At 69.6% G+C, this 15,713-nt stretch carries 13 protein-coding genes; 12 read left to right on the forward strand and 1 reads right to left on the reverse strand.

The window, feature by feature from the left end; genetic code table 11:
• Positions 1 to 17: 17 nt before the first annotated feature.
• The 3 genes from JHD63_RS00440 (at position 18) to JHD63_RS00450 (ending at position 3,657) form a co-directional block, all read left to right on the forward strand.
• The gene (locus JHD63_RS00440) at positions 18 to 1,529 is read left to right on the forward strand and encodes a tripartite tricarboxylate transporter permease (RefSeq protein ID WP_198968685.1); all 1,512 of its coding nucleotides are present in this window, start codon (positions 18 to 20) and stop codon (positions 1,527 to 1,529) included.
• Positions 1,530 to 2,333: 804 nt separating this feature from the next.
• Positions 2,334 to 2,861: a DUF4124 domain-containing protein gene (locus tag JHD63_RS00445; protein WP_198968686.1), complete on the forward strand. Its 528-nt coding sequence runs from the start codon at positions 2,334 to 2,336 to the stop codon at positions 2,859 to 2,861.
• Between the two features lie 163 nt (positions 2,862 to 3,024).
• On the forward strand, positions 3,025 to 3,657 hold the full coding sequence (locus tag JHD63_RS00450; protein ID WP_198968687.1) for an ABC transporter ATP-binding protein: 633 nt from the start codon (positions 3,025 to 3,027) through the stop codon (positions 3,655 to 3,657).
• A 181-nt stretch (positions 3,658 to 3,838) separates the two neighbouring features.
• Here the strand turns inward: JHD63_RS00450 and JHD63_RS00455 are convergent, their stop codons facing one another.
• Positions 3,839 to 4,954, reverse strand: coding sequence for an AI-2E family transporter (locus tag JHD63_RS00455; RefSeq protein WP_198968688.1), 1,116 nt, complete (start codon positions 4,952 to 4,954; stop codon positions 3,839 to 3,841).
• A 156-nt stretch (positions 4,955 to 5,110) separates the two neighbouring features.
• On the opposite strand from JHD63_RS00455, the gene JHD63_RS00460 reads away from it, so the two are divergent.
• The 9 genes from JHD63_RS00460 (at position 5,111) to JHD63_RS00500 (ending at position 15,616) form a co-directional block, all read left to right on the forward strand.
• On the forward strand, positions 5,111 to 7,540 hold the full coding sequence (locus JHD63_RS00460; protein ID WP_198968689.1) for a DUF3772 domain-containing protein: 2,430 nt from the start codon (positions 5,111 to 5,113) through the stop codon (positions 7,538 to 7,540).
• Positions 7,541 to 7,595: 55 nt separating this feature from the next.
• Positions 7,596 to 7,955: an HPF/RaiA family ribosome-associated protein gene (locus tag JHD63_RS00465; protein ID WP_198968690.1), complete on the forward strand. Its 360-nt coding sequence runs from the start codon at positions 7,596 to 7,598 to the stop codon at positions 7,953 to 7,955.
• A gap of 62 nt (positions 7,956 to 8,017) precedes the next feature.
• A complete protein-coding gene (locus tag JHD63_RS00470; RefSeq protein ID WP_198968691.1) occupies positions 8,018 to 9,508 on the forward strand; it encodes a sigma-54 interaction domain-containing protein in 1,491 nt (496 codons plus the stop codon).
• 146 nt (positions 9,509 to 9,654) lie between these two features.
• Positions 9,655 to 10,851, forward strand: coding sequence for a substrate-binding domain-containing protein (locus JHD63_RS00475; protein ID WP_198968692.1), 1,197 nt, complete (start codon positions 9,655 to 9,657; stop codon positions 10,849 to 10,851).
• Between the two features lie 85 nt (positions 10,852 to 10,936).
• On the forward strand, positions 10,937 to 11,701 hold the full coding sequence (locus tag JHD63_RS00480; protein ID WP_198968693.1) for an ABC transporter ATP-binding protein: 765 nt from the start codon (positions 10,937 to 10,939) through the stop codon (positions 11,699 to 11,701).
• Positions 11,698 to 12,426 (forward strand): ABC transporter ATP-binding protein, encoded by a 729-nt coding sequence (locus JHD63_RS00485; protein WP_198968694.1) that lies wholly within the window; start codon positions 11,698 to 11,700, stop codon positions 12,424 to 12,426. The genes JHD63_RS00480 and JHD63_RS00485 overlap by 4 nt, the downstream gene beginning before the upstream one ends.
• 89 nt (positions 12,427 to 12,515) lie before the next feature.
• On the forward strand, positions 12,516 to 13,499 hold the full coding sequence (locus tag JHD63_RS00490) for a branched-chain amino acid ABC transporter permease (protein ID WP_198968695.1): 984 nt from the start codon (positions 12,516 to 12,518) through the stop codon (positions 13,497 to 13,499).
• Between the two features lie 143 nt (positions 13,500 to 13,642).
• Positions 13,643 to 14,713, forward strand: coding sequence for a branched-chain amino acid ABC transporter permease (locus JHD63_RS00495; RefSeq protein WP_198968696.1), 1,071 nt, complete (start codon positions 13,643 to 13,645; stop codon positions 14,711 to 14,713).
• A 3-nt stretch (positions 14,714 to 14,716) separates the two neighbouring features.
• A complete protein-coding gene (locus JHD63_RS00500; RefSeq protein ID WP_198968697.1) occupies positions 14,717 to 15,616 on the forward strand; it encodes an alpha/beta fold hydrolase in 900 nt (299 codons plus the stop codon).
• The last annotated feature ends 97 nt before the right edge of the window (positions 15,617 to 15,713 follow it).

A 15,713-nucleotide genomic window follows, 5' to 3' on the forward strand; every position in this document is an offset into this window, starting at 1 on the left:
GCTTGGAGAACTGATCCATGGAGATCCTGAACGCACTCCTGCAAGGTTTCGCCACGGCGATCACGCCGGTGAACCTGCTCTGGGCCCTGTTCGGCTGCGCGCTGGGCACGGCGGTCGGCGTGCTGCCGGGCATCGGCCCGGCGGTGGCGGTGGCCATGCTGCTGCCGATCACGGCCAAGGTCGAGGTGACGGCCTCGATGATCTTCTTTGCCGGCATCTACTACGGCGCCATGTACGGCGGCTCCACCACCTCGATCCTGCTCAACACGCCCGGCGAAACCGCCAGCATGGTGACCGCGATGGAGGGCAACAAGATGGCCAAGAGCGGGCGCGCGGGCGCGGCGCTGGCCACGGCGGCCATAGGCTCCTTCGTCGCCGGCACCATCGCCACCGTGATCGTCACGCTGTTCGCGCCCTTCGTGGCCGAGTTCGCGGTCAAGCTCGGGCCGCCCGAATATTTCCTGCTGATGCTGCTGGCCTTCACCACGGTGAGCGCGGTGCTCGGCAAGAGCACGCTGCGCGGCCTGAGCGCGCTGTTCGTCGGCCTGGCCGCCGGCTGCGTGGGCATGGACCAGATCTCGGGCCAGGCGCGCTACACCGGCGGCATTCCGGAGATGCTCGACGGCATCGAGATCGTGCTGGTGGCGGTGGGCCTGTTCGCCGTGGCCGAGGTGCTGTACGCCGCGCTGTACGAAGGCCGCACGGTCGAGGGCCAGAACAGGATGAGCCGGGTGCACATGAGCGCACGCGACTGGAAGCGCTCCATCCCCGCCTGGCTGCGCGGCACGGCCATCGGCACGCCCTTCGGCTGCATCCCGGCCGGCGGCACCGAGATCCCGACCTTCCTCAGCTACGCCACCGAGAAGCGGCTGGCCAAGGGCGAGGACCGCGCCGAGTTCGGCACCAAGGGCGCCATCGAAGGCGTGGCCGGCCCCGAGGCGGCCAACAACGCCACCGTGACCGCCGCGCTGATCCCGCTGCTGACGCTGGGCATTCCGACCAGCAACACCACGGCGATCCTGCTGGGCGCGTTCCAGAACTACGGCATCCAGCCTGGCCCGCAACTGTTCACCACCTCGGCCGCGCTGGTATGGGCGCTGATCGCCTCGCTCTACATCGGCAACGTGATGCTGCTGGTGCTGAACCTGCCCATGGTCGGCCTGTGGGTCAAGCTGCTGAAGGTGCCCAAGCCGCAGCTCTACGCCGGCATCCTGATCTTCGCCACGGTGGGCGCCTACGGCATGCGCCAGAGCGCGTTCGACCTGTTCCTGCTGTACGCCATCGGCGTGCTGGGCGTGGTGATGCGCCGCTTCGACTTCCCGACCGCGCCGGTGGTGGTCGGCATGATCCTGGGCCCGCTGGCCGAGGCGCAACTGCGCAACGCCATGTCCATCGGCGAAGGCAGCGCGCTGGTGTTCCTGCAGCGGCCCATGTCGATCACCCTGGTGCTGATCGTGCTGGCCGTGCTGCTGCTGCCGCGCCTGCTGCGCCTCTGGGGCCAGCGCCGCGGCCGGCCGCTGGCGGTTTGAGCTTGGCCGGGTGGATGGCCGAGAACGGGGCCCTGCGCCGGCAGCTGTCCGTGCCGCAGGCGCAACTGGCAGCATAGCCGGGCGCCGCCAAAGGCCATCCTGAGAACCCACCCCGCCGAGCGCGGCAGGCGTGCCGCTGTTCGGCAGGATCGGCGCCGGTCTGCGTCCCAATGCCGCAGTGCAGGCGTTGCAGCGGGTCGCCGCGCAGGCCTTCGTCGCGTGGCGGGCGCAGGCGCTCTGAGGCAACGCCGAACAAGCCGCCGCGACGCGCGAGCGGCTTCTTCCGCGTTGCCCCGACTTATGCCCGGGCGCTGTGCGCCACCCTGTGGATAAGCGCCTGCACAAGCGGCAAAAGCCGCGCCGGCATTGGGTTTGCAGACCCTGCCCAAATCTGCGGCACCCCGGCGCTCGGCATTGCGCAGGCAGCGCTGTTGTCCAGGCGAGTTATGCCCGCGCGCTGTGTGCCACTCTGTGGATAAGGGCGGGGGCAAGCCACGAAAGCCGCGCCAGTATTGGGTTTGCACGCGTTGCCCAAATCGGTGGCAGCGCATCGGCAAGTGCCAGCCCCGGTGAGTCAGCGCGCCCTTGGCATGCCGCATGCTTCGCCCGGAGTCAAGTGCATCGCATTGCATTGCCGGATCTCTGCCCGGAGTTATGCCCGCGCGCTGTGCGCCACTCTGTGGACAGGCCCGGGGACAAGTGGCGAAAGCCGCGCCGGTATTGGGCTTCCACGCGGTGCTCAAACGGCAGGCAAGGGCCTGCGGCTGCGGCGCTACGATGGCGGCCCCTGCAATGGAGAATCCCATGAGCATCCCGTGGCGCATCGCGGTCCTGGCGCTGGCGAGCCTCGCGTCCTCGCCGGCCGGGGCCGTCTACAAGTGCGTCGGGACCGATGGCAAGGTCGCCTACCAGGATGCGGCCTGTCCCAAGGGGGCGAAGTCGACCGGGGTCGAACTGCCCGCCTCGCGCCCGCCGCCCATCGTGCCGGGCAGCACGCCCGGCCAGAGTGAGGCCGACCGGCTCAACGCGCTGAGCGCCGCGAGCGAGCGCGAGCGCCGCGCCCGCGAGCTGGCGCAGCGCATCGTCCCCAACGCCGAGGCGGCGCTGGCGGCCCAGCGCGCGCAGTGCGCCCAGGCGCAGGCCAGTGCCGACCCGGCCCGCGAAACCTATCTGGCCACCATGGCCGAGGCGGCCGAGAAATCCGGTACGGCCGTGCCGCCCGGCCTGTTCACCACCATCGCCGAGCGCTGCGACGCGCGGGAGAGTGAACTGCTGGACGCGCTCGACTACGCGCGTCGCGAATGCGCGGTGTACCAATGCTGGAGGGAGTGATGCCCACCCCCAGGCTGCGCGCTTCGCGTCTTCGCCTACCCCCTGCGAGGGGGCGCATCCGGCGGCCCGGCAAAGCCGGTTCCGCGGACGTCCTGGCATGGCCTGCTCCGCGGCCTTTTGTGCCTTGGGGTTTCATGTGCGCGCGGCGATATGGCTAACTGACATGGAGAAAACTGACGTGGCCGGCATTCTTGCGATCCAGGACCTGCGCTTTGCGTACCCGGGGCAGCCGCCTATCGTGGCCGGCTGGTCGGAGTCGATTGGTGCCGGCGTGACCTTGCTGCATGGGGACATCGGCAGCGGCAAATCCACGCTGCTGCGCGTGCTGGCGGGCGTGTTGCCCGCGTCCGGCCGGCTGACGCTGGCGGGCGTGAGCCTGGAGCGGGACCCCGAGGCCTACCGGCGCCGGGTGTTCCTGTGCGACCGCACGGCCGACGGCTTCGATCAGATGAGCGGGCGCGCATTGACGGCGTCGCTCGGCGCGGACCATGCCGGCTTCGACCAGGACCGCTGGCAGGCGCTGGTCGAGGGCTTTTCGCTGGCCCCGCATATCGACAAGCCCTTGTACATGCTGTCCACCGGCTCCCGGCACAAGGTCTGGCTCGCGGCCGCGTTGGCCTCGGGATGCGCGCTGACGCTGCTGGACGAGCCCACGGCAGGACTGGACGCCGCATCGGTGCGCTGCCTGTGGAGCGCGCTCACGGCACTGGCGCACCAGCCCGCGCGCGCGGTCATCGTCGCCAGCACCGACCGTATCGACCAGGTGCCGCTGGCGGGCTGCGTCGAGTTGCGCTAGGGCGTGTCTCCTTCATTTCGCCCCTGCGCTACAGGCTTTCCCTGCGGGCTGGCCCCGGCATGCGGCGTCTGCTGTGTCGCACGGCTTGCCGATGGCCCTGCTATTGGCCGCGCCGCGCTTGGCGCATCCATCCGCATGCCGGGGCCAGTGCGGGGGTGAAGTAAAGGATGAAACGCCCTCGTCACTCGGCGGGTGGCGGCGGGGCCGCGTCCCTGCGTGCCGCAGCCCGCGCGGGCGCCGAGGCGTCTGCCGCACGCGATGATGGTGCGAACAGGGCCCATACGGCGATGAACATGGCCGCGATCACCGGCCCGATGACGAAGCCGTTGAGGCCGAACAGCGCCATGCCGCCCAGGGTGGAGATCAGCACCACGTAGTCGGGCATCTTGGTGTCCTTGCCCACCAGCAGCGGGCGCAGCGCGTTGTCCACCAGGCCGATCACGACCACGCCCCACACCACCAGCCCCACGCCCTTGGCGATGGCGCCCGTGGCCAGGAAGTAGATCGCCACCGGGCCCCAGACCAGGCCGGCGCCGACGGCCGGCAGCAGCGACAGGAAGGCCATCAGCACCGCCCACAGGATGGCGCCATGGATGCCCAGGAACCACAGCGCCACGCCGCCCAGCGTGCCCTGCACGATGGCGACCACGATGTTGCCCTTGACCACGGCGCGGATCACGGTGGTGAACTTCTCCAGCAATTGCTGTTTGTGGCTGGCGTCCAGCGGGATCGCCTCCTTGATGCGCTGCGAAAGCGCGGTGCCGTCGCGCAGCAGGAAGTACAGCAGGTACAGCATCACGAAGAAGTTGATGATGAAGTCGAAGGTGTTCTGCCCGATGTTCAGTGCCTTGGTGGCAATGGCCTGGCCGCCGGCGGTGATGCTGGCCGTGAACTTCTCCTGCAGGCCGCCCAGGTCGGATATGCCGAAGCGCGCCAGCAGGTCGGTCAGCCACTGCGGCAGCGAGCCCAGCACCTGCTGCGCGTAGCGGCCGATGTCGAGCTCGCCCGATTGCATGCGCTGCACCACGATGGCCACTTCCTGCACCAGCGAAACCGAGATCAGCGCCACCGGAATGATCACGATCACCAGGCAGATCGCCAGCGTCGCGAAGGTGGCCAGATTGGGCCGCCGCGGCATGTAGCGCAGCAGGCGCCGGCGCAGCGGCGCGAACATCAGCGCGAGGATCGCGGCCCAGAACACCGCGCCGTAGAACGGCCAGAGAATCCAGCCGAAAGCCAGCGTGATGCCGACCAGCAGCAGGAGAAAGGTCTTTTGTTCGAGTCGCGTGGAGGTCATGGGCGAAACGGGCCGAGGGCCGAGCGGGCGGAAAAGGCATGCTACCCGCTTCTTCCCGGGCGGATGGGACCTGGAACGAATTGTGACCGTGCCCGCTGCCCGGAACGGACAATGGGCTTCCTTTTTCCATGTCTGCCGCCCCTAAGGATCTGCCGGATGCCCGTCTTGACGCGCCTGTTCCCTCTCTTGCCCCGATGTTTGCCGCTGGCGCGCGCGCTGCTGCTGGGCGCGTGCCTGGCGCTGGCCGCAGGCGGTTCTGCAGCGGCGCCGGCGGCCGCAGTGAATGCCGCTGCCGCGTCCGCCGACGATGTGTTGAGCAGCGCGCGCCAGACGCTGTCGGACATCCAGAAGCGCGTGGGCGGCAACCTTTCCGACGATGAACTGGTGGCGCTGCGCACCAGCGCGCTGCAGGTGCAGACGCAGGCCGACCAGGTGGCGGCGGACCTGGCCCCGGCGCTGAGCAAGGTGCAGGCGCGGCTCGATGAACTGGGGCCGGCGCCCACCGACAAGGGCGTCACGGAGGCGCCCGACGTGGCCACCCAGCGCGCCGGCATGGAGCGGGACCGCCAGCAACTGGACGCCCAGCTCAAGCTCGCACGCCTGCTGTCGGTGGAGGGCGCGCAGGCGGCCGACCAACTGGCCGAGCGCCGCCGCGCCCAGTTCACCGCGCAGATCGGCGAGCGCACCGCCTCCATACTGGCCGCGCCCTTCTGGCGCGAACTGCGTACCAACCTGCCGCAGGACCAGGGCCGGCTCGGGCAACTGGCGTCGGAGCTGGCCGGCGCCGCGCGGGCCACCGCGCCGGGCATCTGGGCGGCGCTGCTGGCGGCGGCGGGGGCCGTGGTCGCGCTGCGCTTCTGGGTGGTGCGGCGGCTGCTGGGCTTCATGGCCGCGCGGGTGCCTGCGGGGCGGCTGCGGCGCTCTCTGATGGCGCTGGTGCTCACGCTGCTGAACGTGGCCGCGCCCACCATGGTGGTACTGCTGCTGCGCGCCGGCCTCACCTGGGAGGCCGAACTGCCCGACGCCCTGGAGCATCTGCTCCTGGGCGGCGTCGGCCTGGTGTGCTTCGGCGCCTACGTCGCCGGCCTGGGCGAGGCGCTGCTGTCGGTGCGCCGGCCTTCCTGGAGGCTGCCGCCCCTGTCCGACGGCGTGTCGCGCGTACTGAAACCCTATCCGCTGCTGCTGGCCGCCGTGATGGTGGCGGGCTGGGTCCTGGAGCAGCTCACCGTGCTGGTCAAGAGCGGCCTGGCCACGGCGGTCGCGCTCGAATGCATCATGGCGCTGCTGATGGGCAGCCTGCTGGCCCACGGCTTGCGGCGCGCCGAGCAGCAGCACCGCGCGGAACTGGCGGCGGCGCAGCAGGGCCAGGCCGCGGCGGCACCCGTGGCGCCCGGCAGCGTGCCCTGGGCCACCGTGGGCGTCACCCTGGTGTGGCTGGTGCTGGCGCTGAGCCTGGCCTGCCTGCTGCTCGGCTATGTGGCCATCGGCAGCTTCGTGGTCAAGCAGATCGCCTGGATTGCCACCGTGGTGGCCTCGGTCTACCTGGTGAACGCGCTGATCGACGACGTGTTCGTGGCCTGGCTCGGCAGCCCGCGCGGTGATGCGGACCTGGCCGGCGAGGACGCCGGTACCCGCATGCGCGCGCAGGGGGCGGTGCTGCTGTCCGCGCTGGGCCGCCTGTCCGTGCTGCTGCTGGCTCTGGTGCTGGTGCTCGCGCCCTTCGGACAGGGGCCGCTGGACCTGGCGCAGCGCGCGGTGCAGTTGCGCGACGGCGTCGCCATCGGCGAGGTACGGCTGCAGCCCGGCACCGTGCTGCAGGCGTTCGCGGTGTTCATCATCGGCGTGGTGCTGGTGCGGCTGGCGCAGCGCTGGCTGCGCGACCGATTCCTGCCCACCACCGGGCTGGACCCGGCCATGCGCGACTCCGCCATCACGCTGCTGGGCTATGTCGGCAGCATCGGCGCTCTCGCGCTGGCGCTGTCGGCCATCGGGCTGGGGCTCGAGCGCATCGCCTGGGTCGCCAGCGCGCTGTCGGTGGGCATCGGCTTCGGCCTGCAGGCGGTGGTGTCGAACTTCGTCTCCGGCCTGATCTTGCTGGCCGAGCGCCCGGTGAAGGTCGGCGACTGGGTGTCGCTGGGCGGGGTCGAGGGCGACATCCGCCGCATCAACGTGCGCGCCACCGAGATCCAGATGGGCGACCGCTCCACCGTGATCGTGCCCAATTCGGAATTCATCACCAAGACCGTGCGCAACGTGACCCTGGGCAGCCCGCTGGGCCAGGTCACGATCAAGTTCCCGATGCCGCTGGACACCGACGTCGAGCGGGTGCGCGAGGTGGTCCTGAACGCCTTCCGGGCCCACGAGGGGGTGCTGGACAACCCCGCTCCCAACGTGTTCCTGGACGGCATCGACAACGGCATGCTGGTGTTCAACGCCAACGGCTCTGTCGGCTCGCCGCGCCAGAGCTACAGCGTGAAGAGCGCGCTGCTGTACGAGATCCTGCGCGGCCTGCGCGAGGCCGGGCTGCCGATGTCCAAGGGACCGACCATGGTGCTGCGGGACGCGGCCGCTGCGCCGGCGGGCTGATCGTTCTGCCTCAGGGCGCATACTGGCACCCTGTCGTCACAAAGGAGTGTTTGCCATGCAAGTACAAGTCCGCGCAAGCAGCGGTATCGAAATCCGGGAAGCCACGGAGCGCTGGGCGTCCGAAGAACTGAACGAAGGGCTGGCGCGCTTCCGCGCGGAGATCACGCGGATCGAGGTGTACCTGAGCGAGGAGCGCAAGAGCGCGGCCGGCACCGAGGACACCCGCTGCGCGATGGAGGCGCGCCTGGCACGGCACCCTGCCGTGACGGTAAGCCACCATGCCGGCGGCGTGGACGAGTCCTTCCGCGGGGCCTTGCGCAAGCTGCGGCATGCGCTGGAGAGCGTGCTGGACCGCGAGGCCGACCACCGCGACCGCCAGTCGATCCGGCATGACCTGGACCCCGTGGCCGACTGAAGGCGCTGGTTCGATGCGCGCACGGTAAATCCGCGCGGCCGGGGCAGCACTACCATCGCCGCATGCCGTCCGCCGCTGCCCCGCCCAGCGCGCTGCCCCTCGATGCCCAGGGCATCCTGGAACTGGCCGCGCGCTCCATGTTCCACCTGTTCTCCAGCATCAGCCAGGGCATGTTCCTGGTCGACCGCGACGCACGCATCGTCTGGGTCAACGAAGGCTACCGGCGCTTCCTGCCGGACCTGGGCTTCTCCTCCATAGACCAGTTCCTCGGCCACCTTGTCGAGGAAGTCATCCCCAACACCCAGATGCGCCGCGTGCTGGAGACCGGCGAGCCCATCCTGATCGACCTGCTCACCAACAAGGCCGGCACCTTCGTCGTCAGCCGCATCCCCCTGCGCGACGAAGCCGGCCAGGTCATCGGCGCCATCGGCATCGTCCTGTTCGACCACCCGGAAACCACCCTGCAGCCGCTCATCAGCAAGTTCGCCATGCTCCAGCGCGAACTCGACGACGCCCGGCGCGAACTCGCCAGCCAGCGCAGCAACCCCCTCTACGCCCAGCGGCGCGCCAAACACACCTTCGCCAGCTTCGTCGGCACCAGCCCCGCCGCCACCGAAATCAAGCGCCAGGCACGCCGCGCTGCCCAATCCTCCAGCCCGGTCCTCCTCCTGGGCGAAACCGGCACCGGCAAGGAACTCCTCGCCCATGCCATCCATGCCGCATCCCCGCGCGCGCACGGGCCCTTCGTCGGCATCAACATCGCCGCCGTGCCTGACACGCTCCTCGAAGCCGAATTCTTCGGCGTCGCCCCGGGCGCCTACACCGGCGCCGACCGCAAAGGCCGCGACGGCAAATTCCGCCTCGCCCATGGCGGCACGCTGTTCCTCGACGAAATCGGCGACATGCCCCTGGCCGTCCAGGCCAAGCTCCTGCGCGCCCTGCAGGAGGGCGAAATCGAACCGCTCGGCTCCAACCGGCTGCAGCCCTTCGACGCGCGCGTCATCGCCGCCACCTCGCGCGATCTCGCCGCCCTCGTGCGCGAAGGCCGCTTCCGCGAAGACCTCTACTACCGCCTCAACGTCCTGCCCCTGCGCGTGCCGCCGCTGCGCGAGCGCCGCAGCGACATTCCGGCCCTCGTCGAAGTCCTCGGCGAAGACATCGCCCTGCGCGCCGGCACCGCCCAGCCCGAACCCACCCCCGACGCCCTCGCGCTTCTGGCCGGCCAGCACTGGCGCGGCAACATCCGCGAACTGCGTAACGTCCTGGAGCAGGCCGCCATGCGCAGCGACACGCAGCAGCTCGACGCCGCCCAGCTCGCAGAAGTCCTGCGCGCCTCGGGCGTCGCCCAACTCGCCCCGGCCGCCCCGCCGCCCGAGGCCGCGCCCCTGCCCGCCGACCTGCTGCGCCCGTTGGGCGAACAAGTCGCCGAACTGGAGCGCCGCGCCATCGCCGCCGCACTCGCGGCCACCGGCGGCAACAAGCTCGCCACCGCAAGGCTGCTGGGCATCTCGCGCGCGACGCTCTATGGGCGTCTGGAAAACCCTGATCAGTAATCATGCAACTGTCTGAATATCAGGCAATTGAACTGTCTGATACTTGGTCAATCATCAGTTGCCGCACCGGGCGGAAGCATAAGAATCAAGGACTTGCGCGCTGGCACGCCCTGTGCAACGGGCCGTCATCACCACCGGAGACACACATGCACCGTCGCAGCCTCATCGCCTGGGCCTCCCTGGCCGCCACCTTCGTCAGCGCCGCCGTCCTGCCGGCCATGGCCCAGGCCAAGGACATCGTCGTGGCCCACATCTACAGCAAGACCGGTCCGCTGGAGGCCTACGGCAAGCAGACCCAGACCGGCCTGATGATGGGCCTGGACTACGCCACCGGCGGCACCATGACGGTCAACGGCCGCAAGATCGTGGTCATCGAGAAGGACGACCAGGGCAAGCCCGACCTGGGCAAGTCGCTGCTGGCCACGGCCTACTCGGACGACAAGGCCGACCTCGCCGTCGGCCCCACGTCTTCCGGCGTCGCGCTGGCCATGCTGCCGGTGGCCGAGGAGTACAAGAAGATCCTGCTGGTCGAGCCCGCCGTGGCGGATTCCATCACCGGCGAAAAATGGAACAAGTACATCTTCCGCACCGGCCGCAACAGCAGCCAGGACGCCATCAGCAACGCCGTGGCGCTGGACAAGCCGGGCGTCACCATCGCCACGCTGGCGCAGGACTATGCCTTCGGCCGCGACGGCGTGAAGGCCTTCAAGGAGGCGCTCAAGACCGCCAGGGTGGTGCATGAGGAATACCTGCCCACCAACACCACCGACTTCACCGCCGGCGCGCAGCGCCTGATCGACGCGCTGAAGGACAAGCCCGGCCGCAAGGTGATCTGGATCGTCTGGGCCGGCGCCGGCAACCCGTTCAAGATCGCCGACCTGGACCTCAAGCGCTACGGCATCGAGGTCGCCACCGGCGGCAACATCCTGCCGGCCATGGCCAGCTTCAAGAATTTCCCCGGCATGGAAGGCGCCACCTACTACTACTTCGGCATCCCCAAGAACCCGGTGAACGAGGCCATGGTCGCGGCCCACTACAAGCAGTTCAAGGCGCCGCCGGACTTCTTCACGGCGGGCGGCTTCTCCGCCGGCATGGCCATCGTCACCGCACTGAAGAAGACGGGCGGCGAGACCGGCACCCACAAGCTGATCTCCACCATGGAGGGCATGAGCTTCGACACGCCCAAGGGCACCATGACCTTCCGCAAGGAAGACCACCAGGCCATGCAGAGCATGTACCACTTCAGGATCAAGGTGGACCCGGCCTTCGCCTGGGGCGTGCCCGAACTGGTGCACGAGATCACGCCGGCGGAAATGCAGATCCCGATCCGCAACCAGCGCTGACGCGGCGCTTCATCGCCAAGGCCGGTTCGGCCCCCGGGCATGCCGGGGCAGGGGCGTGCGCCGCCATCTTCTCAAGGACATGAGTTTGCTGGAAACCCGAGACCTCACCATCCGCTTCGGCGGCCACGTGGCGGTCAACGCCGTGAGCTGCGCATTCGCGCCCGGCACGCTGACCGCCATCGTCGGCCCCAACGGCGCGGGCAAGACCACCTACTTCAACCTGATCTCGGGCCAACTGCGCGCCAGCGATGGGCAGGTGCTGCTGGGCGGGCAGGACCTGTCGCGGCTGCCGGCGTCGGCCCGCACCCGGGCCGGGCTGGGCCGCGCGTTCCAGCTGACCAACCTGTTCCCGCACCTGAGCGTGCGCGAGAACGTGCGCCTGGCGGTGCAGGCCACGCGCGCGGGCGCGCACCGCCGCGGGCTGAACCTCTGGAGCATCTGGAGCGACCACCGCGCCGTGACCGAGCGCGCGGACCAGATCCTCGCCGACGTGGCCATGCTGCCCAGGGCCGAGGCCGCCGTTGCCGGCCTGCCGCACGGCGACCAGCGCAAGCTGGAAGTGGCCCTGCTGATGGCGCTGGAGCCGCAGGTATTCATGTTCGACGAGCCCACGGCCGGCATGAACGCGGCCGAGGCGCCCGTCATCCTCGACCTGATCCGCAGGCTCAAGCAGGACCGGACCAAGACCATCCTGCTGGTCGAGCACAAGATGGACGTGGTGCGCGAGCTGGCCGACCGCATCATCGTGCTGCACAACGGCACGCTGGTGGCCGACGGCCTGCCGGCCGAGGTGATCGCATCGCCGATCGTGCAGGAAGCCTATCTGGGCGTTGCCAGGGAGGCCGCATGAGCGCGGACAACCTCCTGACCCTGGATGGCGTCCACACCCACATCGCCGCCTACCACATCCTCCACGGCGTGGACCTCGCGGTGCCGCGCGGGCAGGTCACCATGCTGCTCGGCCGCAACGGCGCGGGCAAGACCACCACGCTGCGGACCATCATGGGCCTGTGGCGCGCGTCGCGGGGCAGCGTGCGCTTCGCCGGCCAGGACATCGGCCAGTGGCCCACGCCGCGCATCGCCGAGCTGGGCATTGCCTACGTGCCCGAGAACATGGGCATCTTCGCCGACCTCACGGTGAAGGAGAACCTGCTGCTGGCCGCGCGCGGCGCGCGCACCGCGCAGCAGATCGACGGCGCGCGGCTGCAGTGGATCTTCTCGCTGTTCCCGGCGGTGGAGAAGTTCTGGAACCACCCCGCGGGCAAGCTCTCCGGCGGGCAGAAGCAGATGCTGGCGGTGTCGCGCGCCATCGTCGAGCCGCGCGAGCTGCTGATCGTGGACGAGCCGAGCAAGGGCCTGGCGCCCGCCATCATCCACAACATGATCGAGGCTTTCGCCCAGCTCAAGGCGCAGGGCGTGACGATCCTGCTGGTGGAGCAGAACCTGAGCTTCGCCGAGCGCCTGGGCGACCGCGTGGCGGTGATGGACAACGGCCGCGTGGTGCATGCCGGCGCCATGCGGGCGCTGGCCGAGGACGCGGCGTTGCAGCATGCGCTGCTGGGCCTGGCGCTATGAGGCCGCATCGCTCCGTTTTCAAGGAAAAAAATGCCTGTAGCCCAGGTAAATACTGGGCTTTTAGCTATCAATAAAGGAGTAGTCAACGCATGAGGACCCTCGACTTCGACTGGAAGCCGCTGGCCCTGGTGCCGGTGCTGGCGCTGCTGGCGCTGCCGCTGGTGGGCTCGCCCTCGACCTGGCTCACGCTCACGGTGGCGGGGCTGGCCATGGGCATGATCGTCTTCATCATCGCCTCGGGCCTGACGCTGGTGTTCGGGCTGATGGACGTGCTCAACTTCGGCCACGGCGTCTTCATCGCGCTGGGCGCCTTCGTGGCGACCAGCGTGCTCGGCAGCATGGCCGACTGGACCGGCTCCGACCAGCTCTGGCGCAACCTGGTGGCGGTGCTGCCGGCCATGGTGGTGGCCATGCTGGTGGCCGGCGCCCTAGGCCTGGCCTTCGAACGCTTCATCGTGCGGCCGGTCTATGGCCAGCACCTGAAGCAGATCCTGATCACCATGGGCGGCATGATCATCGGCGAGGAGCTGATCAAGGTCATCTGGGGCCCGCAGCAGATCCCGCTGCCGCTGCCCGCGGCCATGCGCGGCGCGCTGCTGATCGGCGACGCGGCGGTGGAGAAGTACCGCCTCATCGCGGTGGCGGTGGGGCTGCTGGTGTTCGGCCTGCTGGCCTGGACGCTGGGGCGCACCAAGGTCGGCCTGCTCATCCGCGCCGGCGTGCAGGACCGAGAGATGGTCGAGTCGCTCGGCTACCGCATCCGGCGCCTGTTCGTCGGCGTGTTCGTGGCCGGCAGCGCGCTGGCCGGCCTGGGCGGCGTGATGTGGGGCCTGTACCAGCAGAACGTGGTGCCGCAGATGGGCGCGCAGGTCAACGTGCTGATCTTCATCGTCATCATCATCGGCGGCCTGGGCTCCACCGGCGGCGCGCTGATCGGTGCGCTGCTGGTGGGCCTGATGGCCAACTACACCGGCTTCCTGGTGCCCAAGGTGGCGCTGTTCTCCAACATCGCGCTGATGGTGGCCGTGCTGTTGTGGCGGCCGCAGGGCGTCTATCCGGTCACCAACCCATAGGCCGAGGCACACCCCATGCTCCGCACCGTGTGTCTCCGCACACCCCCTGGCAGGGGGCACCACCGGCGGTCCGGCAAAGCCGGCCCCGCGGTGTTCTCGAAAGAAAACCTACGGGCGCGCCTTCCGGGCGCCGAGGAAAAAGCATGCTGAACCGACTTCTCTCCGGTGACATGCCGCGCAGCCGCGTGCTGGCCGTGGTGCTGCTCGCGCTGCTGATCGGGCTGGCCTTCGCGCCCTTCCTCTTCCCCGGCGTCAAGGCGCTGAACGTGGCGGCCAAGGTGCTGGTGTTCGTGGTGCTGGTGGCGGGCTTCGACCTGCTGCTGGGCTACACCGGCATCGTGAGCTTCGCGCACACCATGTTCTTCGGCATCGGCGCCTACGGCATCGCCATTGCCACCACGCGCCTGGGCGCGACCTGGGGCGCGCTGGCCGTGGGCCTGGGCGGCGCGCTCGCGCTGTCGCTGGCGCTGGCACTGGCGGTGGGGCTGTTCTCGCTGCGGGTGCGCGCCATCTTCTTCGCCATGATCACGCTGGCCGTGGCCTCGGCCTTCCAGACGCTGGCCTCGCAACTGTCGGACCTGACCGGCGGCGAGGACGGCCTGAGCTTCAAGGTGCCGGCCGTGCTGTCGCCCGCGTTCGAGTTCGCCGAGGAGCCGTTCCTGGGCGTGTCGCTCGACGGCCGGCTGCTGTGCTACTACCTGCTGTTCGTGCTGGCGGTGGCGCTGGTGCTGGCGCTGCTGCGCATCGTCAACTCGCCCTTCGGCCGCGTGCTGCAGGCGATCCGCGAGAACGAGTTCCGCGCCGAGGCCATCGGCTACCGCGTGGTGGTCTACCGCACCATCGCCAGCGTGCTGTCGGCGCTGTTCGCCTGCGTGGCCGGCGCCATGCTGGCGCTCTGGCTGCGCTACAACGGGCCGGAGACCTCGCTCTCGTTCGAGATCATGCTCGACGTGCTGCTGATCGTGGTCATCGGCGGCATGGGCACGATCTACGGCGCGGTGGTGGGCTCGGTGCTGTTCGTGGTGGCGCAGAGCTACCTGCAGGATCTGCTGCGCCTGGGCAGCGAGGCCGCGAGCGCGCTGCCCTGGCTGGCCGCGCTGCTGTCGCCGGACCGCTGGCTGCTGTGGCTGGGCTTGCTGTTCGTGCTGTCGGTCTATTACTTCCCCACGGGCGTGGTCGGGCGCCTGCGAACCCTTTCCAGGCGACCGGGCTGAGCCATGCCTTCGTTGCCTCTACACACCGTGCAAGCGCGCTCCGGCTACGCCACCTGTGCCGGCTATGAAATCCACTACATGGATTGGCAGCCCGCGGCCGCGCCGCGCATGCCCGTCGTCGTGGCCTGGCATGGATTGGCCCGCACCGGGCGCGACATGGATGCGCTGGCCGCGCACCTGGCGGGCCGTGGCTATCGCGTGGTCTGCCCCGACATGCTGGGCCGCGGCCTGAGTCAGTGGAGCCAGGCGCCGCGCGACGAATACCGCCTGCGCTTCTACGCCCGCATCGCCGCCGAATTCTTCGACGCGCTGCGCATCGAGCGCGCCCACTGGATCGGCACGTCCATGGGCGGGGCCATCGGCACGGTCTGCGCGGGCGGCATCTTCGAACCCGCGCTGGCCGGGCGCATCGTGAGCCTGCTGCTCAACGACAACGCGCCCGAACTGGCCCAGCCGGCGCTGGACCGCATCAAGGCCTACGCCGGCGCGCCGCCGGCCTTCGACCGCGTGAGCGAGCTGGAAGCCTTCTTCCGGCAGGTCTACCGGCCCTACGGCTGGCTCAGCGATGCCCAGTGGCGCCTGCTGACCGAAACCAGCACCCGCCGCCTGCCCGACGGCCGCGTGACCCCGCACTACGACCCGCAGATGGTGCGCCAGTTCACCGATCACGTGGACGACTACCGCATCTGGGAGCACTACGAGCGGCTGCGCATCCCCGTGCTGTGCCTGCGCGGCGAAGCGTCGGACCTGGTGCTGCCGGACACCACCGAGGCCATGCGCCGCCGCGGCCCCGGCGCGCTCGGTCTGCTGCAGGTGGTGGAAGTACCGGGCTGCGGCCACGCGCCGGCACTCAACGTGCCGGCGCAGTACGCCATGGTCGATGCCTTTCTGGAAGGGCGCTAGGCGACTCGCGGGCGGTCAACGCCTGATTTCATGCTACTGAATATGTAGCTTTATGCCCTGGCGGAATCATGCTTCCACATCAGAAAAGTATTGAAAT

Origin of the sequence: Xylophilus sp. ASV27 (assembly GCF_016428875.1) — a bacterium.
In the GTDB taxonomy this organism is placed as follows: domain Bacteria; phylum Pseudomonadota; class Gammaproteobacteria; order Burkholderiales; family Burkholderiaceae_C; genus Xylophilus.